The organism is Streptomyces sp. 8N114, from assembly GCF_052245835.1.
In the GTDB taxonomy this organism is placed as follows: Bacteria; Actinomycetota; Actinomycetes; order Streptomycetales; family Streptomycetaceae; genus Streptomyces.
In genome coordinates, this window is record NZ_JBQQBT010000011.1 from 13917 (window position 1) to 37806 (window position 23890).

17 protein-coding genes are annotated in these 23890 nt (G+C 70.4%); 7 read left to right on the forward strand and 10 right to left on the reverse strand.

Annotated elements, in window-relative coordinates; all coding sequences use genetic code 11:
* The first annotated feature begins 177 nt into the window (after window positions 1–177).
* Window positions 178–1053 (forward strand): hypothetical protein, encoded by an 876-nt coding sequence (locus tag ACTWQF_RS22565; RefSeq protein ID WP_443281536.1) that lies wholly within the window; start codon window positions 178–180, stop codon window positions 1051–1053.
* Window positions 1054–1096: 43 nt separating this feature from the next.
* On the opposite strand, the gene ACTWQF_RS22570 is transcribed toward ACTWQF_RS22565, so the two are convergent.
* A complete protein-coding gene (locus tag ACTWQF_RS22570) occupies window positions 1097–2587 on the reverse strand; it encodes an RNA polymerase sigma factor (protein ID WP_443281537.1) in 1491 nt (496 codons plus the stop codon).
* Window positions 2588–2895: 308 nt separating this feature from the next.
* Between ACTWQF_RS22570 and radA the strand changes: the two genes are divergently transcribed.
* Together radA and disA are read left to right on the forward strand one after the other, a co-directional pair.
* Window positions 2896–4320 (forward strand): DNA repair protein RadA, encoded by a 1425-nt coding sequence (gene radA, locus ACTWQF_RS22575; protein ID WP_443281443.1) that lies wholly within the window; start codon window positions 2896–2898, stop codon window positions 4318–4320.
* Between the two features lie 251 nt (window positions 4321–4571).
* On the forward strand, window positions 4572–5693 hold the full coding sequence (gene disA, locus ACTWQF_RS22580; RefSeq protein ID WP_443281444.1) for a DNA integrity scanning diadenylate cyclase DisA: 1122 nt from the start codon (window positions 4572–4574) through the stop codon (window positions 5691–5693).
* A gap of 72 nt (window positions 5694–5765) precedes the next feature.
* Here the strand turns inward: disA and ACTWQF_RS22585 are convergent, their stop codons facing one another.
* Window positions 5766–6656 carry a hypothetical protein gene (locus tag ACTWQF_RS22585; protein WP_443281445.1) on the reverse strand — a complete coding sequence of 297 codons (891 nt, stop codon included), beginning with the start codon at window positions 6654–6656 and terminating at the stop codon, window positions 5766–5768.
* A gap of 301 nt (window positions 6657–6957) precedes the next feature.
* On the opposite strand from ACTWQF_RS22585, the gene ACTWQF_RS22590 reads away from it, so the two are divergent.
* Window positions 6958–7929, forward strand: coding sequence for an A/G-specific adenine glycosylase (locus ACTWQF_RS22590; RefSeq protein WP_443281446.1), 972 nt, complete (start codon window positions 6958–6960; stop codon window positions 7927–7929).
* A gap of 132 nt (window positions 7930–8061) precedes the next feature.
* Here the strand turns inward: ACTWQF_RS22590 and ACTWQF_RS22595 are convergent, their stop codons facing one another.
* Entirely contained in the window at window positions 8062–9846 is a 1785-nt protein-coding gene (locus ACTWQF_RS22595; RefSeq protein WP_443281447.1) for an MDR family MFS transporter, read from the reverse strand.
* A gap of 111 nt (window positions 9847–9957) precedes the next feature.
* On the opposite strand from ACTWQF_RS22595, the gene ACTWQF_RS22600 reads away from it, so the two are divergent.
* Complete coding sequence (locus ACTWQF_RS22600; RefSeq protein ID WP_443281448.1) at window positions 9958–10560, forward strand: TetR/AcrR family transcriptional regulator; 603 nt, start codon at window positions 9958–9960, stop codon at window positions 10558–10560.
* A gap of 195 nt (window positions 10561–10755) precedes the next feature.
* Here the strand turns inward: ACTWQF_RS22600 and ACTWQF_RS22605 are convergent, their stop codons facing one another.
* Window positions 10756–11487, reverse strand: a complete 732-nt coding sequence (locus ACTWQF_RS22605) for a M23 family metallopeptidase (protein ID WP_443281449.1) — start codon at window positions 11485–11487, stop codon at window positions 10756–10758.
* A 406-nt stretch (window positions 11488–11893) separates the two neighbouring features.
* On the opposite strand from ACTWQF_RS22605, the gene ACTWQF_RS22610 reads away from it, so the two are divergent.
* Both ACTWQF_RS22610 and ACTWQF_RS22615 read left to right on the forward strand, forming a co-directional pair.
* Window positions 11894–15082, forward strand: a complete 3189-nt coding sequence (locus tag ACTWQF_RS22610; protein WP_443281450.1) for an NACHT domain-containing protein — start codon at window positions 11894–11896, stop codon at window positions 15080–15082.
* Between the two features lie 132 nt (window positions 15083–15214).
* Entirely contained in the window at window positions 15215–17800 is a 2586-nt protein-coding gene (locus ACTWQF_RS22615; protein ID WP_443281451.1) for an NACHT domain-containing protein, read from the forward strand.
* A gap of 112 nt (window positions 17801–17912) precedes the next feature.
* On the opposite strand, the gene ACTWQF_RS22620 is transcribed toward ACTWQF_RS22615, so the two are convergent.
* From ACTWQF_RS22620 to ACTWQF_RS22645, 6 genes are all read right to left on the reverse strand, one after another.
* Window positions 17913–20438 carry an ATP-dependent Clp protease ATP-binding subunit gene (locus tag ACTWQF_RS22620; RefSeq protein ID WP_443281452.1) on the reverse strand — a complete coding sequence of 842 codons (2526 nt, stop codon included), beginning with the start codon at window positions 20436–20438 and terminating at the stop codon, window positions 17913–17915.
* Window positions 20439–21062: 624 nt separating this feature from the next.
* On the reverse strand, window positions 21063–21401 hold the full coding sequence (locus tag ACTWQF_RS22625; RefSeq protein WP_099883326.1) for a histone-like nucleoid-structuring protein Lsr2: 339 nt from the start codon (window positions 21399–21401) through the stop codon (window positions 21063–21065).
* A 159-nt stretch (window positions 21402–21560) separates the two neighbouring features.
* Window positions 21561–22085, reverse strand: coding sequence for an amino-acid N-acetyltransferase (locus tag ACTWQF_RS22630; RefSeq protein WP_443246433.1), 525 nt, complete (start codon window positions 22083–22085; stop codon window positions 21561–21563).
* A 9-nt stretch (window positions 22086–22094) separates the two neighbouring features.
* Window positions 22095–22505, reverse strand: coding sequence for a BlaI/MecI/CopY family transcriptional regulator (locus ACTWQF_RS22635; RefSeq protein WP_443281538.1), 411 nt, complete (start codon window positions 22503–22505; stop codon window positions 22095–22097).
* A 157-nt stretch (window positions 22506–22662) separates the two neighbouring features.
* On the reverse strand, window positions 22663–22833 hold the full coding sequence (locus ACTWQF_RS22640) for a hypothetical protein (RefSeq protein ID WP_443246432.1): 171 nt from the start codon (window positions 22831–22833) through the stop codon (window positions 22663–22665).
* Between the two features lie 129 nt (window positions 22834–22962).
* Window positions 22963–23754 (reverse strand): hypothetical protein, encoded by a 792-nt coding sequence (locus tag ACTWQF_RS22645; protein ID WP_443281453.1) that lies wholly within the window; start codon window positions 23752–23754, stop codon window positions 22963–22965.
* Between the last annotated feature and the right edge of the window lie 136 nt (window positions 23755–23890).

The window sequence follows — 23890 nt, forward strand, 5'->3', positions numbered from 1 at the left end:
TCCCCGCCGACGTTACGGGATGTTTGCCCGGCCCGGCAGTCCGGCGCCCCTGGGCATCCTGGCAGGCGGGCCCGCGGCGACCCCGCAGGGTGCGGCGTCCGGGTGCCGCCATGTGTGGCCCGTACGCTGGGGTGCGTGGGTAAGACGAAAGCGGCGAAGCACAAGAAGCAGGACGGTGTGCACCAGGTGCTCCCCGCACCGCGGGCGCGCGACGAGGAGGTCGGTCTCGACTTCGCCCGCGCCTGGGTGGAGTTCCCGGACCCGGCCGACGACGAGCAGGTCTTCCGCTGCGACCTGACCTGGCTGACGTCCCGCTGGAACTGTCTGTTCGGCAACGGCTGCCAGGGCATCACGCCCGGCCGCCCCACCGACGGCTGCTGCACGCTGGGCGCCCACTTCGCCGACGAGGACGACGAGCAGCGGGTCGCCGAGCACGTGGCCCGGCTGACCCCCGAGACCTGGCAGTTCCACGACATCGGCACCGGCGCGCTGGGCTGGACCGAGGTCAGCGACGAGGGCGAGCGGCAGACGCGGCGCTGGAGCGGCGCCTGCATCTTCAACAACCGCCCCGGGTTCGAGGGCGGCGGCGGATGCGCGCTGCACGCCCTGGCCCTGCGCGAGGGCCGCGAGCCGCTGGAGACCAAGCCCGACGTGTGCTGGCAGCTGCCGATCCGGCGGAGCTACGAGTGGGTGGAGCTGCCGGACGGCGAAGAGGTGCTCTACGTCACCATCGGCGAGTACGACCGGCGGGGCTGGGGCGCGGGAGGGCACGACCTGCACTGGTGGTGCACCGCGGCGCCCTCCGCGCACGGCGCCGGGCAGCCGGTCTACGAGTCGTACCGCGCCGAGCTGACCGAACTCATGGGCAAGCCCGCCTACGACCAGCTGGCCGAGCTGTGCGCCCAGCGCCTGGCGAGCGAACTCCCGCTGGTGGCCGAACACCCGGCCACGGCCCGCGCGGCTGCCGATGCTGTTGCCGCATCCGACGACGCCGATATCGCCGCTGCCGCCGATACCGCTGCGCAGGACGGCGAACAGCCGGCCATGCCGTAAGCAGTAACCGGCCGGGCCGGGCCTCCGCCGCTTCCCGTGTCGATCAACCCGTACCGCTAGGACGGGAATCGCTCGGGTCCGGGGGCCGGCTCGGGGTCGAGGTGTCGGAAGGCGCCGGGGATCCGGTGGGGGTCGGCGGCCCGCTCGGGGCCGGTGACGGCGGGTGCGAGGCCGACGCCGACGGATCCGGTACGGGCGCCGGCGCCGAGGGGCGGTCCGCCGAGGGCGGGGCCGCGTGGCCGCGCCGCTGAGCGGGCGACTTCAGGGCGCCGGTGCGGGACGGCTCCGTCCTTCCGCCGCCGTCCGCCTCCCGGGCCCGGCTCCCGGTCCTGCCCGCTTTCTGACTGTTGTCCACGCCCTCGCCCTCGCCCGGGAGGGTGCGCCGGCTGTCGAACCCTGGGGGCAGCCCCCCGCCGCCGGGGCCGCCCGCGGCGCCGTCCGGCGCGTCCGACGCGGTGACGGAACGGTCCGCCTGAGGCTCGCCCGTGACGGGAGACCCGCGGTACGCGGCCCACAGGGCGACCACCGGCGCCGCCAGCACCGCGGCGATGACCGTCGAGGTCAGCGCCCGCCCGCGCAGCCGGTCCCGGCGCGCCACGCGCTCGTTCGCACACACCGGGAAACCCGCGCGGTCGAAGCGGGGCACCCGCTGGGCTCTCGCCCGGCGCGCCAGGACGACGGCCGCCTCGACAGCGGGGCGCGGGGCGGGGACGACGGCGAGCGTGGCGGAAGCGGGCGCGGTGCCGGGCCAGGAGACCCCGGCCATGGCGCGCTCGGCGGCACGTCGGCACTGCGGGCACTCGTCCACGTGCCGCACCAGTTCGCGGCGCAGCGCGGTGCCCAGCAGCAGCTGTTCCTCACCCGCGAGCCGGGCGACGGCGGCGCAGCCGCCGGACTCGATGACATGCAACGCCGCCCTGGTGCGCTCGACTTCGCAGGAGGCGTTCAGCAGCAGATCCTCGGCCGCGGCGGTCGAGAGTGAGAGCACGGCGGCGATCTGGGCGGGAGACAGCCTGTGACGGACGGAGAGTTCGAGGGCCTCGCGCTGTTCGGGCGAGATTCCGGCGGCCTCCGGCCAGGCCAGCGCGGCGAGTTCGCGACGGCGCCGGGCGCGGGCCTCGGCGCTCAGCTGCTCGGCCCCCGACGCTGCGGGCGACGCGGGGACGGACACCCGTTCCGTGACTGCCGGTCCGGCGGCGGCCAGGGCGGCCTTCTGGTCGGCAAGCCGGCGGGAACACACCCACCGTGCCAGTGCGTAGAGCCAGGGGCGGTGGTCGCGCTCGTTTTCGGGGGCCCGGCCGCGCGCACGTTGGCGGTCAGCGAGGGTAAGTGTCTCACCGAGCGCGGCGAGGGCGGCTTCGTGCTCGCACATTACGGAAAGGCAGTAGGTGAACAGGCCGTCCAGGTACGCGTCGTCGCACCGCACGTCCGTGTTCGCGGAGTGGCTCGCGGACCGGTGGTGCGTCGTCCTGCTCGCCCGGTGCGCTGGGGGTGCGCCGGTGGCGTTCCTCGGGTGCTCGCGCCTGCTCGTCATCACCCCGGCGACGGTAGGCGGATGATGGCGCTTTGCTGGGGCGCCGCCGCGGGATTACTACCTTCGGGTGACGTGCGTCGGCAAAACAGGACACGTGCGGTGGGTTTGGCGACAGCAAGTTCACAGAGGGGCGCACAAAGGGCGCACACATCGCACCCGGCCGACCGCGCGCGCGGACCCGTGGGCCGCCGAACTATCTGCTGAGCCCGTCGACTTTCCGCCGGCCCCTGTGGTCGGTGGTTGCTCGCCGCGGCCTCCGAGTCCCCGGCCGGCCGCGGGCTGTCAGTGGCCGCCTATACGGTGACGTCATGGCTGCCCGTAAGTCGTCCGCCAAGGACCGTCCCACCTACCGCTGCACCGAATGCGGCTGGCAGACCGCCAAGTGGCTCGGGCGGTGCCCCGAGTGCCACGCCTGGGGCACCGTCGAGGAGACGGGCGGCGCTCCGGCCGTACGGACCACGGCGCCCGGCCGGGTGTCCGTCGCGGCACTGCCCATCGGGCAGGTCGACGGCAGGCAGGCCACGGCCCGCGCCACCGGCGTGCCCGAGCTGGACCGGGTGCTCGGCGGCGGCCTGGTACCCGGAGCGGTGGTGCTGCTGGCCGGCGAGCCGGGCGTCGGCAAGTCGACGCTGCTGCTGGACGTCGCGGCCAAGGCGGCGTCCGACGACCACCGCACGCTGTACGTCACCGGGGAGGAGTCCGCAGGCCAGGTGCGGCTGCGGGCCGACCGCATCGGCGCGATCGACGACCACCTGTATCTGACCGCCGAGACCGACCTGTCGGCCGTGCTGGGACACCTGGACGAGGTCAAGCCCTCACTTCTGGTGCTGGACTCGGTGCAGACGGTGGCCTCGCCGGAGATCGACGGGGCGCCGGGCGGTGTCGCGCAGGTGCGGGAGGTGGCGGGCGCACTGATCCGGGCCTCCAAGGAGCGCGGCATGTCCACGCTGCTGGTCGGCCACGTCACCAAGGACGGCGCCATCGCCGGACCGCGGCTGCTGGAGCACCTGGTGGACGTGGTGCTGCACTTCGAGGGCGACCGGCACGCGCGGCTGCGTCTGGTGCGCGGCGTGAAGAACCGGTACGGGACGACGGACGAGGTGGGCTGCTTCGAGCTGCACGACGAGGGCATCACGGGTCTGGCCGATCCCTCCGGGCTCTTTCTGACCCGCCGCGCCGAGCCGGTACCCGGCACCTGTCTGACGGTGACGCTGGAAGGGCGGCGCCCGCTGGTCGCCGAGGTGCAGGCGCTCACCGTCGACAGCCAGATCCCCTCCCCCCGCAGGACCACCTCCGGGCTGGAGAACTCGCGGGTCTCGATGATGCTGGCGGTGCTGGAGCAGCGCGGCCGGATCAGCGCCCTGGGCAAGCGGGACATCTACAGCGCGACGGTCGGCGGTGTGCGGCTGTCCGAACCCGCGGCCGACCTCGCCGTGGCGCTCGCGCTGGCCAGCGCCGCCAGCGACACCCCGCTGCCGAAGAACCTGGTGGCGATCGGCGAGGTCGGCCTGGCCGGCGAGGTCCGGCGGGTGACGGGGGTCCAGCGCCGCCTCTCGGAGGCCGCACGGCTGGGCTTCACCCATGCGCTGGTGCCGGCCGACCCGGGCCGCATCCCCGACGGCATGCGGGTGCTGGAGGTCGCCGACATCGGCGAGGCCCTGCGCGTCCTACCGGCCCGCCCGGCCCGCACCGCGACCGCCGCCCCCACGGCAGACACGGCACCCATGGGCTGAGGCGACCGGGAGAGCGCAGTACGGGCCGCATACTGCCTGCGTACAGGCCCGGCGACGAGGTGTGGACCGTACGCGGCGAGGGCCCGGCCCGGCGCGCCGGTAGACTTTGCCCCGGTCTCGACCGACCACGAGCATCACGGGGGCTGTGCGCGGCACCGCGAGGGGGGACCGGCACGGCGTCTTCGCAGAGGTGCGGTGGATCCGGTGGTCGAGGAAATGCCGACAGGCACCCGCACGACCGAAGGAGTGCAGTGGCAGCCAACGACCGGGCAGCGGTCCCCGGCAGAGCCGAGGGGGCGGCCGGCCTGATGCGCGCCTCGCTGAGCGCGGTCGCGCCCGGAACGGCGCTGCGCGACGGGCTGGAGCGCGTCCTGCGCGGCAACACCGGCGGGCTCATCGTCCTCGGCATGGACAAGAACGTCGAGCAGCTGTGCACGGGCGGCTTCGTACTCGACGTGGACTTCAGCGCGACCCGGCTGCGCGAGCTGTGCAAGCTGGACGGCGCGCTCATCCTCGACAAGGACATCTCCAAGATCGTCCGGGCGGGTGTGCAGCTGGTCCCCGACGCCTCCATCGAGACGGAGGAGACCGGAACCCGGCACCGGACCGCGCAGCGCGTCTCGATCCAGACGGGCTACCCGGTGGTCTCCGTCAGCCAGTCCATGCGCCTGATCGCCCTCTACGTCGACGGGCAGCGGCGCGTGCTGGAGGACTCGGCGGCGATCCTGTCCCGCGCCAACCAGGCCCTGGCCACCCTGGAGCGCTACAAGCTGCGCCTGGACGAGGTCGCCGGCACGCTCTCCGCTCTGGAGATCGAGGACCTGGTCACGGTGCGGGACGTGACGGCCGTGGCGCAGCGCCTGGAGATGGTGCGCCGGATCGCCACGGAGATCGAGCAGTACGTGGTGGAGCTGGGCACCGACGGACGGCTGCTCTCCCTCCAGCTGGACGAGCTGATCGCGGGCGTGGAGCCGGAGCGCGAGCTTGTCGTCCGCGACTACGCGCCGCAGTCGGTGGGCGCGGGCCGTCGGGTCCGTGCCGTACCCGACGCGCTCAACGACCTGGACCGGCTCACCCATACCGAGCTGCTCGAACTGGCCACCGTGGCGCGGGCGCTGGGCTACAGCGGCGCCCCGGAAACCCTCGACTCGGCCGTCTCGCCGCGCGGCTTCCGGCTGCTGGCCAAGGTGCCTCGGCTGCCGGGCACGGTCATCGACCGGCTGGTGGACCACTTCGGCGGACTGCAGAAGCTGCTCGCGGCGAGCGTGGACGACCTCCAGGCGGTGGACGGCGTCGGCGAGGCCCGCGCCCGCTCGGTCCGCGAGGGCCTCTCCCGGCTCGCCGAGTCCTCGATCCTCGAACGGTACGTGTGACGGCTGCTGCCTTTCCGGCAGCTGCTTTCCGGCTGCGGCGGTGGCGGGCTTCTGCTGAGGCTTCCCCGGCTGCTACTTCACCAGTTTGAAGGACGTACTGACCGTCTTGAGGCCCTTGACCTTCACCTCGACCTCGTAGGTGCCCGGCTTGGGCGCCTCGAAGGTGGGCGTGCCGCAGTTGGCCGCGCTGGCCTTGCGGAACCAGGTGAGGGTGTGCGTCGAGCTGCCGTTGCCCGGCACCAGGCGCGGCAGCGGCTTCTTGGTGGGCGGGCAGTCGTCGGAGGCCCAGAACTTGGCGTCGTCCGGGTTGTTGATCGTCACGATGGTCGCGGTGCGGCCGAGGTCGATCCGGCAGTCGGTGCCCCGCTCGTTGGTGACCTTCAGCTCGAACTGCGGCCGCTCGCCCGGCCCGTACTCCTTCTTGACGCTGCGCAGCGCCACCTTCACCTCGCCCGGCCGGCAGCCCGCCAGGCTCGGCGGGGCCGGAACGCCCGCCGCTCCCCCGCCGCCGGAACCGCCGGAACCTCCGGAACCGCCGGAACCGCCGGAACCGCCGGTGCCGCCCGAGCCCGAACCCGCAGAGCCCGCACCGCCGTTGTCCGCGCCCGAGCTGCTTCCGGGATCCCAGCCGGAGCCGCCCGTCGAGGACTGGTCCTCCCGGGAGCCTCCGGAACCGCCGGAGCCACCCGACCCGTCGGAGCCGCCGTTCTCCTCGTCACGGCCGCCCGGGCGCTCGCTGATCGCCGGGCCGGACTCGGTGGGGCCGGGAGTGATGGTGCTGGCGGGCCCGTTGCCCTTGTCGCCGTTCTTGCCCTGGTTCCGGGCGCCGTCGTCACCGCCGAACGAGGTCACTGCCCAGACGACGATCAGGACCAGCAGCGCGAGGACAGCAAGGGCAACTGCCCTCCGGCGCCAGTAGATGGAGGAGGGAAGCGGCCCGATCGGATTGCGCAGAGATCCCACGCGGAAACCTTACGAGACATCAGCCACACCACAGGACCGTACCCACCGCTCAGAGCACCAATTGTTGTGATGAGCGGCAAAGCATGAGCGGTGCGGGAGTGATTCACAACGATCCATGCCGCTTTGCTGGCGACTTCGGCAATTCTTGGGATTAACCGCTGTAAGCGCCTTATGCACTGTCCGAGCCCTCTGCGGCATCGCGCCGGATACGTCACGGATGCGTGACGGAAGTGGCGGACAGGCTTTCGTACCGCGTGTGCGTTTTTCGGATGAGGAGCGCCGTGCCAGGATCGGTCGTGCCATGACTGCGACCACCGAGACTCCCCAAGCCGCTTCGGCCGGCGCCCCCCATGCGCGCGCCGCGGAAACCGAAGCCGTCGACCCCGCTCTGCGCGAGACGGCGCGCGCCCTCCATGCTCCCGTCGTCGACTGGTTCGCCACACACGCCCGCGACCTCCCCTGGCGCCGCCCGGAGGCGGGCGCGTGGGGCGTCATGGTCAGCGAGTTCATGCTCCAGCAGACCCCCGTCAACCGCGTTCTGCTGGTGTACGAGGAGTGGATGAAGCGCTGGCCGCGCCCCGCCGACCTGGCCGCCGAAGCGCCCGGCGAAGCCGTCCGCGCCTGGGGCCGGCTCGGCTATCCCCGCCGCGCGCTGCGGCTGCACGGAGCCGCCAAGGCCATAGCGGAACGGCACGGCGGCGAGGTACCCATCGAGCATGCCCAGTTGCTGGCGCTGCCGGGCGTCGGCGAATACACGGCCGCCGCGGTGGTGTCGTTCGCGTACGGCAAGCGGCACGCGGTGCTCGACACCAACGTGCGGCGGGTCTTCGCGCGTGCCGTCAGCGGACAGCAGTACCCGCCCAACGCCACCACCGCAGCCGAACGGAAGCTCGCCCGCGCGCTGTTGCCGGAGGACGACCAGACCGCCTCGCGCTGGGCAGCGGCGACGATGGAGCTGGGCGCGCTGGTGTGCACCGCCCGCAGTCCGCAGTGCGGACGGTGCCCGATCGCCGCGCAGTGCGCCTGGCAGCTCGCGGGCGCGCCCGAACACCAGGGGCCCGCGCGGCGCACCCAGGCGTACGCGGGCACCGATCGGCAGGTACGCGGACGGCTGCTGGCCGTACTGCGCGCCGCCAAGGAGCCGGTTCCCCAGTCCGATCTCGATCGCGTCTGGCACGAGCCCGTCCAGCGCGCGAGGGCGCTGGACGGGCTGGTGGCCGACGGCCTGGTCGAGCCCCTTGACGGCAAGCGGTATCGCTTGCCGCTGAGCTGAGCCGCATTCGTACGAGCCCGGCGGTTGCTGTTCTTTCGGCACCGCCGGGCTCCACCGTTGTGGTTGCTCGTCCCGGCGGCGGGAAGAGGGGGCGCCCGCGGTGGCACGCCGGAGGGAAACCGGCTCGCCCTCTCAGGCTCCGACGCCGGCTCGCCCTTCGGCTCCGGCCGGCTTGTCCGCCGTGGTGTCAGGGCCGGGTGCTTCAGCGGTCCGCGGGTCGGCAGTGCCCGGTTCGGCGGCCTGCCCCGAAGGGGCCTCGTCCTGCGGCTCCTGCGGCTTCTGGGCGGCGGCGTCCTTGAGCGGGACCTCCTTGATGAACCACGCGGCGACGAAGGCCAGCACCGTGACCGCAGCGGCGAGCAGGAAGACGGCGTGGGTGCCGTTGACCACCGCGTGCTCGTACGCCGCCCGCACCTGCTCCGGCAGCTTCTCCAGGGAGGCGGCGTCGAGCTGGGCGCCGCCGTCGGCGATCTTGGAGGCGGCTCCGCCGCCCGACTGCCCGCCCGCTGCGGCGCTCTCCCGCATCGAGTCCTCCACTTGGCGCGCGAAGATGGTGCCCATCAGGGCGACGCCGATGGAGCCGCCGATGGTGCGGAAGAGCGTGGTCGTCGACGAGGCGACGCCCATGTCCTTGAGCTCCACGCTGTTCTGCGCGATGAGCATGGTCAGCTGCATCAGGAAGCCCATACCGGAGCCCAGCACCGCCATGTAGAGGCCGGAGGTCAGCCTGCTGGTGCCGACGTCCATCTGCGCCAGCAGGAAGAGGCCGACGGGTATGAGCGCGCCGCCGACGATGGGATATATGCGGTACTTCCCCGTCTTGGTGGTGGCGCGGCCCGTGACCACGGAGACGACCATCATCGGCAGCAGGACGGGCAGCAGGAGCAGCCCGGAGTTGGTGGCCGAGGCGCCCTGGACGCTCTGCTGGTAGAGCGGCAGGAAGGTCATCGAGCCGAACATCACGAAGCCGAGCAGGAAGCCGATGAAGGCAACCAGCGAGAAGTTGCTGCTCCGGAAGACCCGCAGCGGCAGGATCGGCTCGGTGACCCGGCGCTCGACGAAGGGGAAGGCGATCAGCGCCACCACGGCGAGCGCCGCGAGGCCGATGATGGTGCCCGAGCCCCAGTCGTACTCGGTGCCGCCCCAGCTGGTGACGAGCACGGCCGCGGTGATGCCCGCGGTCAGCAGCACGGCGCCGGTGTAGTCGATACGGCCCTCGGTGCGCTTCTTCGGCAGATGCAGGACGGTACCGACCATCGCGAGCGCGACGGCGCCCAGCGGCAGGTTGATGTAGAAGGCCCAGCGCCAGCCCAGGTGGTCGGTGAGCGTGCCGCCGACGAGCGGGCCGCCGATCATGGCAAGCGACATCACTCCGGCCATCATGCCCATGTACTTGCCGCGCTCACGGGGCGGAATCAGGTCGCCCATGATCGCCATGGCGCCGACCATGAGCCCGCCCGCGCCGAGCCCCTGAAGGGCGCGGAAGCCGATGAGCTGGCCCATCGTCTGGGCCGCACCGGAGGTCATCGAGCCGGCGAGGAAGATGACTATCGAGGTGAGGAAGGCGCCCTTCCGCCCGAACATGTCCCCGAGCTTGCCCCAGATGGGCGTCGAGGCGGCCGTGGTCAGGGTGTAGGCGGTGACGACCCAGGAGAGGTGTTCGAGGCCGCCGAGCTCACCGACGATGGTGGGCATGGCGGTGCCCACGATCATGTTGTCCAGCATCGCGAGCAGGACCGCGATCATCAGGGAGGACAGGACCATGCGGACACTGCGCGGCTTGCGTCCCCCGGCTTCCGCCGCGGGTCCGGCGCCGGCCTCCCCCTTGGCCGCTCCTTGACCTGGCCTCAACTCTTCCTTGCCTTTGTCGCCGTCCTTTTCCTGCTCTGCCCCGTTTGTCGCGCCACTCGCACCCATGCGCGGCCACTCCCCTTTGCTTGCCACTTACTTGCCGCACGGCTAGTTCAGTACGATGGATAAAGTAGGGCGCTGCTAGCCGGGCGTCAAGTAAGTTCTGAAGGGGTAGGCATGAGCAGGGGAAACACCCGTCAGCGCATCCAGGACGTCGCCCTGGAGCTGTTCGCTGAGCGCGGTTACGAGAAGACCTCGCTCAGAGAGATCGCCGAGCAGCTCGGCGTCACCAAAGCCGCGCTGTACTACCACTTCAAGACGAAGGAAGACCTGGTCACCAGCCTCTTCGAGGACCTGGTACTGGGCCCGGCGGACGAGGTGATCGCCTGGGCGGAGGCACACCGGCCGACCACGCTGGAGACGAAGCTGGAGATCCTCAGCCGCTACAGCACGTGTATCGGCAACGCCACACCACTCATGCGGTTCATGCACGAGAACCAGGCCGCGCTGCGCGAGCTGTCCATCGGCGAGCAGATGAAGACGCGCATCCTCACGCTCCTCCAGCTGGTCAAGGACGAGAACGCCGCCCTCACCGACCAGGTGCGCTGCGCATCCGCCCTGTTCACGATGCACTCCGCGCTCTTCACGCTGGAGGCCAGCAACGCCGATCCCGAGGAGAAGCGCAAGGCGGCCCTGGAGGTGGCCCAGGAGCTGGTCACCGCCGCCCACCACGCCTCCGCGCCGCAGCCGGGCCCGGAAACGGGCAACGCCCGCCACTGAGTGACGGGCGTTGCTGCCGACCTCCGGCACGTCCCCTGGCCGGAGGTGCCGCCGATACCGGGGCTCAGGCGATATCGGCGGTGTCTTCGCGGCGCGAGGTGCGGCATCTCGGCATGAGCTGCCGCACTACTGCGCCAGGGTGAGGCGCTCCCGCACAGGGCGAGGCGCTTCGGCACGCGGTGAGGCGCCTCGGGGTCAGAAGGTGACGCCCACCGCACGCATCGCGCTCACCGGGTCGACGGCCGTGCCGTAGTCCGGACCCTTACGGATCTCGAAGTGCAGGTGCGGGCCGGAGGAGTTACCGCTGTTGCCGGACTTGGCTATGGTCTGGCCGGTCTTGACCTGCTGACCGGGCGCGACGTTCACCTGCGACAGGTGCGCGTACTGCGAGTACGCACCGTTGTCGTGCCGGATCACAATGGCGTTGCCGTACGCCGGACCGTCGCCCGCGCCGTTCGGACCCGCCTTGACGACGGTGCCCTTGTGCACGGCCTTGACCGGGGTGCCGACGTTCACGGCGAAGTCCTGGCCGGAGTGGTTGTGCGCCCAGCGTCCGCCGGCCTTGCCGTAGTCGGCGCTCAGCCCGTACTTGTCCGTGATCGGCTTGACCCACGACACCTCGAGGCGCTTGGCGTCCCGGGCGGCCTTTACGGCCGCGCGCTTCTTGGCCTCGGCGGCGCGCTTCTTCGCCTCGGCCGCGCGCTGCTGCGCCTTCTCGGCAGCCTCGGCAGCCTTACGGTGTGCGTCGGCCTGGGCCTGCGTGGACTTTGCAAGGCTGTTCGCCGTGCTGGTCGCGAAGATGTCGGGCTGGGCGTCGGCCTTCGCGGCCGCTATCGCCGTGCCGGCCCCCAGGGCCATCGTCGCGCCGAGACCGGCGGCCAGCGCCGTGTAGGTCTTGGCACGGTTGGTGGTCCTAGACATCGCCATAGGGGTGCTACCTCCGGGAGGACGTTCTGGAGCGCGCCTCGAAGCGGACGCAGCCCCCTTGGTAACCCGCCAGAAAACGGACATCAAGGACCGTTATTACTAAAGAGCCCCGTAGTAACACGAGAGACCCAGGTCACTCGGCCCTCCCTGCTGGTTCCCCACCCCACCCGCCGACGCCGTTCGGGTCCCCGCGCCTCCTATCGCGCTTCGTACGTCCTCGAACGCCTGTGCCGCACCTCACGGCCGGCGCCCGCCGGAAGTGACCCCGCTCATATGGCCCCGCTCACTCGGGCCCCGGGCGGAACAGTGAGGGGCCCTCATCGACGCGGCGCGCAGGCACCTCTACGCTTGCTCGCCGTACGCGGCCCCGTACTGCGGGGAGTTGAGGCCGAACGGGGGGTTACGGATGGACGCGGGGGTCGTCGGGCTGCGCATCGCCTCCAGCGTGCTGGCGCCGCTGGTCAAACGCCTGTTCGTGGCGGAGGGCGCGGGCGCGGGTCTGGTGGACCGGCCGGTACGCGTCTCCCGGCTCGTCTCCTTCAGGGGCGAGAAGCGTGAGCTGGGCCGGCGGGAGCTGGAAAAGCTCGCCGGGGAACTGGTCAGGCGCGCCGTACGGGAGATCGGGCCGCACGAGGCGCCCTCGCCCGAGGAGGCGCAGCGCGTGGCCACCCGGCTGGCCGACACCCTGCACGCACTCGGGGACATCGGCCTCAGCGATGTGGAGGCGGTCAGCCTCGGCCACACCGACTTCGCCCGTGCCCTGCACGCGCAGGCGGCCATGCACAGTCCGCAGCCGGACGGCGACCCCGCCGAGGAGGCGCTCTACCAGCGCGTTCTGGAGACCGCCTGCCTGCACATCCTGCACTTCCTCACCCAGCGCTCCACCTTTGTCGCCCGCACCCTGGTCGAGCAGAGCCGCAAGCTGGGGGACCTGGTCACCCTCATCGACGTACTGATCGAGCGCGTGCCCTCCCAGTCCGCGCAGGACGCCGGTTTCGAGCAGCAGTACGCGCGCTACATCGCCAACCGGCACCGCACGCTCACCATCTACGGCATCGACATCCAGCAGGCGAGCGAGTGGCCGCTGGACACGGCGTATCTGAGCCTGGAGGCGACGTCGAACGAGCACGCCGGCCCGTTCGACGATGTGGGCGGCATTTCGACCGACTCCTCCTCCGGCGATCCGCAACCCGCCGACCAGGCACTCTCCGGGCACAAGCGGGTACTGCTGCGCGGTATCGCGGGCTCCGGCAAGACCACGCTCGTGCAGTGGCTCGCCGTCACGACAGCGCGCCAGTCCGAGCTGACCGGACGGCTCGCCCATCTGATCGGCCGGGTGCCCTTCGTCCTGCCGCTGCGCACGCTCACGCGCGGGGGTGCCGCACTGCCGACGCCGGCCGACTTCCTGTCCGCCGTCGGCTGTCCGCTGTCCGGAGCACAGCCGAACGGCTGGGCCGACCGCGTGCTGGCGGCCGGGCGCGGAGTACTGCTGATCGACGGCATCGACGAGGTGCCGGAAGAGGAACGCACCCGCACCCGCACCTGGCTGCGCGACCTGACAGTGGCCTACCCCGACAACCTTGTCCTGGTGACCTCCCGGCCCTCCGCCGTACGGGAGGACTGGCTGGGCCGCGAGGACTTCAGCGAACTGTCCCTCTCCCCCATGCGCCCCGCCGACATCAACCTGTTCATCGACCGCTGGCACACGGCGGCCGAGGCCGAGCAGCAGCTCGCCGAGTCCCTCCGTACCGCCGTACGCGCCAGATCAGACCTCTCCCTGCTGGCCACCAACCCGCTGATGTGCGGCCTGATCTGCGCCCTGCACCGGGAGCGGCACGGCTTCCTCCCACGCGGCCGTAAGCCCCTCTACGACGCGGCCCTTTCCATGCTGCTGGAGCGGCGCGACCGGGAGCGCGCCGTGTACACAGCGCATCCGGCGAGCCTCGAACTGGACGAGGAGTCCCAGGTCGAGCTGTTGCAGAAGCTCGCCTACTGGCTGATCCGGAACGGCCGCTCCGAAATGGCGCAGACGGACGCGGTGGAACTGGTGGAGCGGATGCTGCCGGCCATGCCGTACGTCGCGGAGCAGGGCTCCGCGGCGCAGATCTTCGGCTTCCTGCTGGTGCGCTCCGGACTGCTGCGGGAACCGGCCCACGGGGCAGTCGATTTCGTCCACCGCACCTTCCAGGACTACCTGGGCGCCAAGGCGGCCGTCGAGGAGCGCGACTTCGGCGTGCTGGTGCAGAACGCCCATCTGGACCAGTGGGAGGACGTCGTCCGCATGGCCGTCGCCCACGCCCGGCCCGATGAGCGGGCGCGACTGCTGCGCGGGCTGGTGGAGCGCGGGGACGCCGAGCCGGAGTGCCGGACCCGGCTGCATCTGCTGGCGATGGCCTGCCTGGAGCACGCCACAAAGCTGGACCCCGCGGTGCGGTCGGACGTGGAGGAGCGGGCGGGAGAGCTGATTCCGCCGCGCAACATCGGCGAGGCCAGGATGTTGGTGCCGCTGGGCGGGGTCGTGCTGGACCTGCTGTCCGGGATCGGCGATCTGGACGGGGACGCATCGGTGGCCGTCGCCCACACCGCGGCGCAGATGGGCACGGATGCGGCGCTCGTGCTGCTGAAGCGATTCGTTGACCACCCCTCGGCAGCTGTGCTCCAGCAATTGGCAGGCCACTGGGACCGGTTCGACACAGACGCCTACGCGACGGAGATCCTCGCGCACTTGCGCGACGATCCGGGGGTGCAGGTGACGGCGAGCACAGACGAGCACCTGGCCTGGCTGCACCGGCTGGGAGAGCGGTGTGCCTCGCGCGTTCGGGGCACATTCTCGGAGACGGACCTCCTACGGGCCCACGGATCGGGCACCAAGCTGACCCGCTTCAGTCTCGCTTTCAACGAGGCGCTGGAGGATCTCGACTTCCTCCGGCACTTCCCGAACCTCACCGACCTCGACATCCGCGAGTGTCCCGTCCGGGATCTCTCCCCGCTGAGCCGGCTCCGGCTGACGACTCTGTATCTCTGGGACGTCGGCACGCTTGCGGGCCTGGACGGCATTCAGGAGCTGACCGGCCTTCGCTGGCTCGGCCTCCGCGAGGGCACCCGCTGGCCGGGCATCTCACGCATCGCCCATCTCACCGACCTCACGACCCTTCTGCTCCCCACGCACACCGACAGTGTCAGTGGAATCTCAGCTCTTCGAAGCCTGGAAACACTGAACCTCTTCAAAGTGCTGCACCGGCTTCCGGAGGAAGACTGGTCCGAGCTCGCCGAACTTCCCCATTTCGGGCAGCTCACCTGCGAGCCCCACCACCTGGTGAACCTCAGGGTGTCCGGAGCGCGGCTGGGGGAACTGACCGAGCTCCACGTGGTTTTCGATGACACCGGATTCAGCATGCGTCTGTCACCGACCACGTTCCCCGCACTGGAACTCCTCGCCCTGGCGGAGCCGCCCACCGATCTCGACTTGGGGCCGCTGGCCGAACTGCCGAGCCTCCGACATATCGTGATCAATCGACCGAAGGGCCCCCTCGACCTCACCCCCCTCCCCCCTCACATCGAGGTGACCATCACGCCCCCTCCCCGCCGGGCCTGAGCCAAACGCAGGGTGACCGGAGCCACACGTACGGCCTACGCTGGTCATCAACCAGTCAACATCCGTCCAGCACAGGCCGATCGAAGGCCAACCCAGTCCACCGCCGTCGCCCTCGCCAGGGAGTCCCCACATATGGACCCCGCCGTCCGGCTCGCCTCGACCGTCGCCGATCCGCTCGTCTGCCAGCTCCTGCTGCCCGTGGAGGCCACGCCCGACAAGGCGCGGGCCGACGAGGAGGAGCTGCTGGCGCGGCTCGTCTCGTTCCGCGGGGAGAACCCGCCGCTGTCGTACGAGACGCTGCTGTCGCTCGCCCAGGAGCTGGTGGGGCTCACGGCGCCCGCCTACCGGCTGCCGCCCGAGGACGAGGAACCCGTCGCCGCTGTGCTCTCCCGTACGCTGTGGATCACCGGTGAGCTCGATACGACGGACGTCCAGGCCGTGCGGCTGGGGCCGCAGGACTTCGCGCGTAAGCTGCGCTCCGCGGTGCCCGGTGCGGACCGGGAGCTGAGCCCGGAGGCGGCGTGGTTCCACGACCGGTTGCTGGTCACCGTCTGTCTGCACCTGCTGCACCAGCTGATCCGCCGCTCGCCGGTCCTCGCCGACCGCATGCCGGAACGCGCCCACCGGATACGACAGTTGATCGACCTGAACGATGTGGAGGCCGTACGGGGCCGTCCGGAGCCGTCCGCCGTGGACGCCGAGTTCGAGGCCCGCTACGCCCGTTCCATTGCCGAGCAGTACAACCGCGTGACCATCTACGGCATCGATCTGCCGAACCCCAACACGCCGGACAACTGGTCGCTGGACGCCACCTACCTCAGCCTCAGCGCCGAGTTCTCCAGCCCGGAGCGGCAGGAGGAGAACCACGACGGGGACAGCGGGGAGCCTGTGCTGCCCGCCGACCGCGCGCTGGGGGGACACGAGCGGGTGCTGCTGCGCGGGGTCGCCGGCTCCGGAAAGACGACGCTGGTGCAGTGGCTCGCCGTCTCCGCGGCCCGCGATGTGCTGCCGCCCGAGCTGGCGTCGCTGCGCGGCCGGATTCCGCTCGTGCTGCCGGTACGCCGCTTCGCACGCGAGGGCTTCCCCTCCCCGGACAACTTCCTGCAGGCCGTACGCCACCCGCTCGCCGACCAGGCGCCCGACGGCTGGGTGGCGCGGGTCCTCACCGAGGAGCGCGGGCTGCTGCTGGTCGACGGCATCGACGAGGTGCCGGAGACGGAACGGGCAGCGCTGCGGGACCAGTTGCGTCGGCTGATGCGGATCTACTCCGGCAACTTCTGCCTGGTGACCGCACGCCCCTCCGCCGTCGAACCGAACTGGCTGGCGGACGAGGGCTTCGACGAGCTGGCGCTGGCGCCCATGAGCCGCGACCAGGTCGCCGCCTTCATCACCGCCTGGCACACGGCCGCCGCCGACGACGAGGGCAAGGACCATCAGCAGCTGGCCGAGTACCGCGACCAGCTGCTGTCCTCCATCCCCCTCTACCGCGAACTGCGCGGGCTGGCCACCAACCCACTGATGTGCGGACTGATCTGCGCGCTGAACCGCGACCGGTCGGGCTCGTTGCCGCAGGGCCGCAAGGAGCTGTACGAGGCCGCGATGGAGATGCTCCTCCAGCGCCGCGACCCGGAGCGCCGGGTGCTGTACGCGGACGCGGTCAAGCTGCGCCGGGGCGCCCGCGAGCGGCTGCTGCGCAAGCTGGCCTACCGGATGCTGGTCGACCGGCGGGCCGAACTGACCATGGAGGAGGCGCTGGAGGAGATATCCCGGCACCTGCCGGCCATCCCCTCCACCGCCGGCCAGGGGCAGCCGAAGGACATCTTCAACCATCTGCTGTTGCGCACCGGACTGCTGCGCGAACAGTCCGACCGTTCCGTCGAGTTCGTCCACCGCACGGTGCAGGACTATCTCGCCGCGAAGGAAGCCGTCGAACAGGGCGCCTTCGACATGCTGCTCGACCATGCGCACGAGGCGGAGTGGGAGGAAGTCATCCGCATGGCTGTCGCCCACTCCCGTCCCGCAGAGTGCGCACGGCTGCTGGGCGGACTGCTGGCACCCGGCCGCAAGGGCATGCAGCGCAACCGGCGGCGGCTGCTGGCTGCCGCCTGCCTGGAGCATGTGACGGAGCTCGACCCGGCCACCCATGCCCGCATCCGGCGCGAGACCCGCAACATGGTGCGGCCCACCACCCTCGAAGGCGCCCGCAGCCTGGGCTGGGTGGGGCCCATAGTGCTGGAAATGCTGCCCGACCCCTCCAGCGTCTCGGACAAGGAGGCCCACCGCCTCGCGGTGACCGTCACCCGCATCAACGACGACGCAGCGATCCACTATCTCGCCCAGTTGCGGAACCGGGCCTCACTGGAGCTGCGCGCCGAGCTGGCGCGGGGGTGGCGGAGCTTCGACACCGATCGGTACGCCGACGAGATCATCGCCCACCTCGATCCCGAGGGGCTGTTCTTCCCCGTCTCCGACCGGTTCGAGCTGGCCGCGCTGCGGAAGCTGGGCGGGCGGGCACGGGTGCAGATCGTCGGGCCCTTCACACCCGACGAATTGCTGGAGGGGCTGGTTCATGAGCAGCTCACCCATCTGTGGCTCGCCTACGATCTCGGCGTACCGATGGACTGGCTCGCCGCCTTTCCCCAGCTGACGACCCTGCGGGTGAATCCGCGGCTACCGCGGGTGAACGGGGTGCCGGACGGCATCCGCATCCTGTCGTAGACCGAAAGACAAGACGTAGCACCGAAAGACGAGACGAGGCCGGAACGCAAGTGGGACCGACCCCGAAGGGCCGGTCCCACTCACGTTCTCTGGCGCCAGGGCCGCCGGGCCCTCACGCCTCCTTGCTCAGGTTGGGGCCGCCGCCCGCGGCGGACTCCACCGGGGGAGCATCCGGAAGGGCGGACTTCTCCTCACCGCGGAAGGTGAAGGTCTTGCCTTCGCCCTCGCCCTCGGTGTCCACGACCACGATGTGACCGGGGCGCAGATCGCCGAAGAGGATCTTCTCCGACAGCACGTCCTCGATCTCGCGCTGGATGGTCCGGCGCAGCGGCCGGGCACCCATCACGGGGTCGTAGCCCTTCTTGGCGAGCAGCTCCTTGGCCTCGGTGCTGAGCTCGATGCCCATGTCGCGGTCCTTCAGCCGCTCGTCCACCTGCGTGATCATCAGGTCGACGATGCGGATGATGTCGTCCTGCGTCAGCTGGTGGAAGACGACGGTGTCGTCGACACGGTTGAGGAACTCGGGCCGGAAGTGCTGCTTGAGCTCGTCGTTGACCTTGGCCTTCATCCGGTCGTAGCCGGCCTTGGTGTCGCCCTGTGCGGCGAAGCCGAGGTTGAAGCCCTTGGAGATGTCCCGGGTGCCGAGGTTGGTCGTCATGATGATGACCGTGTTCTTGAAGTCCACGACCCGGCCCTGGGAGTCGGTCAGCCGACCGTCCTCCAGGATCTGCAGCAGCGAGTTGAAGATGTCCGGGTGTGCCTTCTCGACCTCGTCGAACAGGACGACCGAGAACGGCTTGCGGCGCACCTTCTCGGTGAGCTGGCCGCCCTCCTCATAGCCGACGTAGCCGGGCGGGGAGCCGAAGAGCCGCGAGACGGTGTGCTTCTCGCCGAACTCCGACATGTCGAGGGAGATCAGTGCTTCCTCGTCCCCGAAGAGGAACTCGGCCAGCGTCTTGGACAGCTCGGTCTTACCCACGCCGGAGGGGCCGGCGAAGATGAACGAGCCACCGGGGCGCTTGGGGTCCTTGAGGCCCGCACGGGTGCGCCGGATCGCCTGGGAGAGCGCCTTGATGGCGTCCTCCTGGCCGATGACGCGCTTGTGCAGCTCGTCCTCCATACGCAGGAGCCTGCTGGACTCCTCCTCGGTGAGCTTGAAGACCGGGATGCCGGTGGCGGTGGCCAGGACCTCGGCGATGAGCTCCTCGTCCACCTCGGCGACGACATCCATGTCGCCGGCCTTCCACTCCTTCTCCCGCTTCGCCTTCTCGGCCAGCAGCTGCTTCTCCGTGTCACGGAGGGAGGCGGCCTTCTCGAAGTCCTGCGAGTCGATCGCGGACTCCTTGTCCCGGCGCACGTTCGCGATCTTCTCGTCGAACTCGCGCAGGTCCGGCGGCGCGGTCATCCGGCGGATGCGCATCCGCGAGCCCGCTTCGTCGATCAGGTCGATGGCCTTGTCGGGCAGATAGCGGTCCGAGATGTAGCGGTCGGCAAGCGTGGCCGCGCCGACCAGGGCCGCGTCGGTGATGGAGACGCGGTGGTGCGCCTCGTACCGGTCGCGCAGACCCTTGAGGATCTCGATGGTGTGCGGCAGCGACGGCTCCGCGACCTGGATGGGCTGGAAGCGGCGCTCGAGGGCCGCGTCCTTCTCCAGGTACTTGCGGTACTCGTCCAGCGTCGTGGCACCGATGGTCTGCAGCTCGCCGCGGGCCAGCATCGGCTTGAGGATGCTCGCCGCGTCGATGGCGCCCTCGGCGGCGCCCGCGCCGACAAGGGTGTGCAGCTCGTCGATGAACAGGATGATGTCGCCGCGCGTACGGATCTCCTTGAGCACCTTCTTCAGGCGCTCCTCGAAGTCACCGCGGTAACGGGAGCCGGCGACCAGCGCGCCCAGGTCGAGGGTGTAGAGGTGCTTGTCCTTGAGGGTCTCGGGCACCTCGCCCTTGACGATGGCCTGCGCCAGCCCCTCGACGACGGCGGTCTTGCCGACGCCGGGCTCACCGATGAGCACGGGGTTGTTCTTCGTACGACGGGACAGGACCTGCATGACCCGCTCGATTTCCTTCTCGCGCCCGATGACCGGGTCGAGCTTGGACTCGCGGGCGGCCTGCGTGAGGTTGCGGCCGAACTGGTCCAGCACGAGCGAGGTGGACGGCGTGCCCTCGGCGGGTCCGCCGGCCGTGGCGGCTTCCTTGCCACCGGAGTAACCGGACAGGAGCTGGATGACCTGCTGGCGGACCCGGTTCAGGTCAGCGCCGAGCTTCACGAGGACCTGGGCGGCGACGCCCTCGCCCTCGCGGATCAGACCCAGCAGGATGTGCTCGGTACCGATGTAGTTGTGGCCGAGCTGAAGGGCCTCGCGGAGCGAAAGCTCCAGCACCTTCTTGGCACGAGGAGTGAAGGGGATGTGGCCGGACGGCGCCTGCTGGCCCTGTCCGATGATCTCCTCCACCTGCTGGCGGACAGCCTCAAGCGAGATCCCGAGGCTCTCCAGTGCCTTAGCGGCGACACCCTCACCCTCGTGGATCAGGCCCAGAAGGATGTGCTCGGTGCCGATGTAGTTGTGGTTGAGCATCCGGGCTTCTTCCTGAGCCAGGACGACAACCCGCCGCGCGCGGTCGGTGAACCTCTCGAACATCGTTAATCGCTCCTCAGAGCGGTCAGGCAGTGAGGGGACGCTCCCCTCGCTGTCCTTCCGCAGCTTAGTCCCGCAACGGGGGACCGCTCATTCCAACTGCCGACGCCAGCCCAGTCGATCATGCGCCTCCTGCCCCGGACAGCCGACAACAGTTCCAACCCGATGGTGCGAGACGATGTTCCCGCAGGCCAGGCGTATTCACCTGGATCCACTACGCCGAAGGCGAACACCCCCGCACCGATGGATTCGCCTTGCGGTAGCACCCGTCACTCAGTACCCCCGCTCCGCCCCTGCCACCTGGGGCTTCCTGGCTGTCAGAGCCTTCTTACCCGCTCGGTGCGACAATCCATGCGGCATCGGCCGGATACAGGGCCCCACATCCGCTGAGGGCGAACAGGCGGGCATCTTCCCGGAAAGCACCGTAGAGCGAGCACGTTACGTGACAAATATCAACAGAGCGTGACAAAAGTGGTGTTGCTCCACCGTGAGGTGAGTTCAGTCCCGAGCGCCCGGGCACCGGTCCCCGCGGTGACCGGGCCGGGATCCCTGGGGAGGCCGCCACGCGGGGGCCTCCCGAACCGGGACGGCCATCGGGGTCAGGGTCGACCGGTGAGCCGGAATGCGTCAGCCGTTGGCCTTCTCGTACGCCTCGCGAATGCTGGCCGGAACGCGACCGCGGTCATTGACCTCGTAACCCTGCTCCTTGGCCCACGCGCGGATCTTCGCGGTGTCCTGGCTGCTACCGGAAGCGGAACCGGAGCGGCTGCCCTTTCCACGCGAGGAACGGCCACCGGTACGTCGGCCGTTCTTCAGATAGGGCTCGAGAGCGGAACGGAGCTTGTCCGCATTAGCGGTGGTGAGGTCGATCTCGTAGGACTTACCGTCCAGCGCGAACGTCACCGTCTCGTCCGCCTCGCCGCCGTCGAGGTCGTCGACAAGAAGAACCTGAACCTTCTGTGCCACCTGCTACTCCCATTCGTCTTGGATAACGGATTACAGATACCGACGTGGAAAGCAAACCGCTTTTTCGGGAGAAACACAAACCCTGTGCTGAGTTTGACTGGCGACTCCGCAGTGATTGGCGGGATCTTTCGGACAAAGTGGCGGCGGCCCGTCCCCGGTTCACAGATGCAGCAGCATGCGACTGTTACCCAAGGTGTTGGGCTTCACCCGTTCGAGACCGAGGAACTCGGCCACGCCCTCGTCGGGGGAACGCAGCAGCTCGCTGTAGACATCCCCGTCCACCGGAGTCTCGCCGATCTCGGTGAAGCCGTGCTTGGCGAAGAAGTCCACTTCGAAGGTGAGGCAGAAAATGCGCCGTACCCCGATCCACCGGGCGGTACGCAGCAGCTTCTCCAGCAGCAGATGACCCACACCCGTTCCGCGCTGGGAAGGGTCCACGGCCAGGGTCCGAACCTCCGCGAGATCTTCCCACATGACGTGCAGCGCCCCGCAGCCGACGACTTCCGCGTCCGCATCCCGTTCCGCGACCCAGAACTCCTGGATGTCCTCGTAAAGGGTCACGGTCGCTTTGTCGAGCAGGATGCGGTCGCGCGAGTAGGCGTCGATGAGCCGGCGCACCGCCGGGACATCGGCCGTACGTGCCCTGCGGATGGTGATCTGTGATAGCGGTGCGCGTTCTGCCATGAACGGACGCTATCGAGCCTCGCCCTCGCCGCCCGCAGCGGGGGGATCGAGATGGACACCGTTCAGATGTACGACGCGCAACGCGGTACGCAGGACATCGGTCTGTTCCGGCGACATCATCCCGAAGAAGTCGACAAGAGCCGCGGCGGGGTTGTCACTGGCCGACCATGCCTCATGCATGAGAGCAGCGGAGTATGCAGCCCGAGTCGAGACGGCCGCATATCGATAGGCACGGCCTTCTTGATCCCGCCGCAGCCAGCCCTTCTGACGCAGGTTGTCCATTACGGTCATCACCGTCGTGTAGGCGACGGTGCGTTCCTTCTGGAGATCTTCGAGGACTTCCCGCACAGTGACCGGGCGGTTCCAGCGCCATACCCGGGTCATCACGGCGTCTTCCAGCTCTCCCAATGGCCTCGGCACAGAAGAATAATAGTGGAAAATGTCCGAATCGAGGGAATTACCCGGAAGGCGGGCGGGGTCGGCGGGGATCAGCTCCCGCACTCCGCCTGTTCATCCCGGCTGGTTAGCCGGAGCGGTTCTGGACCTGTTCAGCCCGGACCGGTTCAGCTCGGACCGGTCAGTTCCGGCGCTTCTGCCGGGTCGCCTCGGCGCGGGAGATGGCGGCGTCCACGATGCCGTCCTCCTTGGCCTTGTTCGCGCCGCCCTGGGTCTTGACGATCGTCACGATGAGCGCCGTGAATGCCACCGCCATCACGAGCGGTGGGGTGAGTGCGGCGACGTAGTCCATGACTGGGCCTCCTCGGTGAACAGGCCCCCCACCCTAACGCCGGGCCTTCGGGCCGGGCAGGCGCCCCCGAACGAGCGGGTGAGGGCCGTCTGTGCCGAACCGACCGCCCCTGTGCCGGGGAGGGGCGGATTACGCAGGGACGGCGAGGCGCTGCGGGGCCGTGGCGCCTTGCTCGGTGTCCGGCTCTTCGGCCGGCTCGGACGGCGGCGGAGGCGGGGGCGAGGACGGAGCCGAGGGCTGGCGGCGGCGGGGCGGAAAGACCTCGGCAGGTGTGGGTACGGGCCGCGAGGGCGTGGGCTCCGGGGAGCCGGGCCGCTCGGCCGGACCGGGCTTCGCGGGGCCGGGCGACGGTTTGGCCTTCCGCTTCGGTGACGGCTCGGGGCCGTCGCCCTCTTGCTCGCCTTCCTCGGCCGCCCGTACGGCCGGGATCGGGACGGCGCCGGTCCGGACAGCGGGGGTCCGGATAGAGGGGGTCCGGACAGCGGGGACGCGGCCGTCGGGCCGGTCGTCCTGGGAGTGGCGGACCTGGGGGATGCGGGCCGCCTGGGCGCGCCGGAGCAGCGTCTTGCGGCGGGCCGTCTCGGGCGGGCTCGCCGGACGGGTGGACAGGATGCGGAGCGCGGACAGGTCGGCGGGGACGGGGAGGTACCCGGTGGCGAGGGCGGCCTCCAACTGGTCCAGGTAGCCCGCGGCGGTGCCCGGCAACGCCGCACGGTAGCGGGCGAGGTCCGCCCGCACGAAGGAGCGCAGCCGGGCGCCCTCACGGATCGTCTCGTCCACGGCCTGGGCGAGCCGCAGGAACTCCCGGGCCTGCTCGGGCGCAGGGTCGGACTGGAGGGCGATGGCGAGAGCACCGCTGAGCACACGCAGCTCGTGCGGGCCGAACGCCACGCCGCCTCGGGAACCGTATGGCGTGGGCATGAGGCGACGATAGAGGGTGTAAGAGCTAAATGTGCTTATCGCCCGATTCACGGCGTGGCGGCGTCGGTACGGGTCTCGGCCCCGGCCCTCGTACGCGCGAGAGCGCCCGACGGCGCGGCCGCACCGCGGAGTGACG

Bases quoted from the DNA above. Each gene is read 5' to 3' on its own strand.
- ACTWQF_RS22600 (WP_443281448.1), top strand. From the start codon at position 9,958: ATGAGCAGGGGAAACACCCGTCAGCGCATCCAGGACGTCGCCCTGGAG.
- radA (WP_443281443.1), top strand. From the start codon at position 2,896: ATGGCTGCCCGTAAGTCGTCCGCCAAGGACCGTCCCACCTACCGCTGC.
- ACTWQF_RS22595 (WP_443281447.1), bottom strand. From the start codon at position 9,846: ATGGGTGCGAGTGGCGCGACAAACGGGGCAGAGCAGGAAAAGGACGGC.
- ACTWQF_RS22610 (WP_443281450.1), top strand. From the start codon at position 11,894: ATGGACGCGGGGGTCGTCGGGCTGCGCATCGCCTCCAGCGTGCTGGCG.
- ACTWQF_RS22605 (WP_443281449.1), bottom strand. From the start codon at position 11,487: ATGGCGATGTCTAGGACCACCAACCGTGCCAAGACCTACACGGCGCTG.
- ACTWQF_RS22640 (WP_443246432.1), bottom strand. From the start codon at position 22,833: ATGGACTACGTCGCCGCACTCACCCCACCGCTCGTGATGGCGGTGGCA.
- ACTWQF_RS22570 (WP_443281537.1), bottom strand. From the start codon at position 2,587: ATGACGAGCAGGCGCGAGCACCCGAGGAACGCCACCGGCGCACCCCCA.
- ACTWQF_RS22645 (WP_443281453.1), bottom strand. From the start codon at position 23,754: ATGCCCACGCCATACGGTTCCCGAGGCGGCGTGGCGTTCGGCCCGCAC.
- ACTWQF_RS22615 (WP_443281451.1), top strand. From the start codon at position 15,215: ATGGACCCCGCCGTCCGGCTCGCCTCGACCGTCGCCGATCCGCTCGTC.
- ACTWQF_RS22620 (WP_443281452.1), bottom strand. From the start codon at position 20,438: ATGTTCGAGAGGTTCACCGACCGCGCGCGGCGGGTTGTCGTCCTGGCT.
- ACTWQF_RS22590 (WP_443281446.1), top strand. From the start codon at position 6,958: ATGACTGCGACCACCGAGACTCCCCAAGCCGCTTCGGCCGGCGCCCCC.
- ACTWQF_RS22630 (WP_443246433.1), bottom strand. From the start codon at position 22,085: ATGGCAGAACGCGCACCGCTATCACAGATCACCATCCGCAGGGCACGT.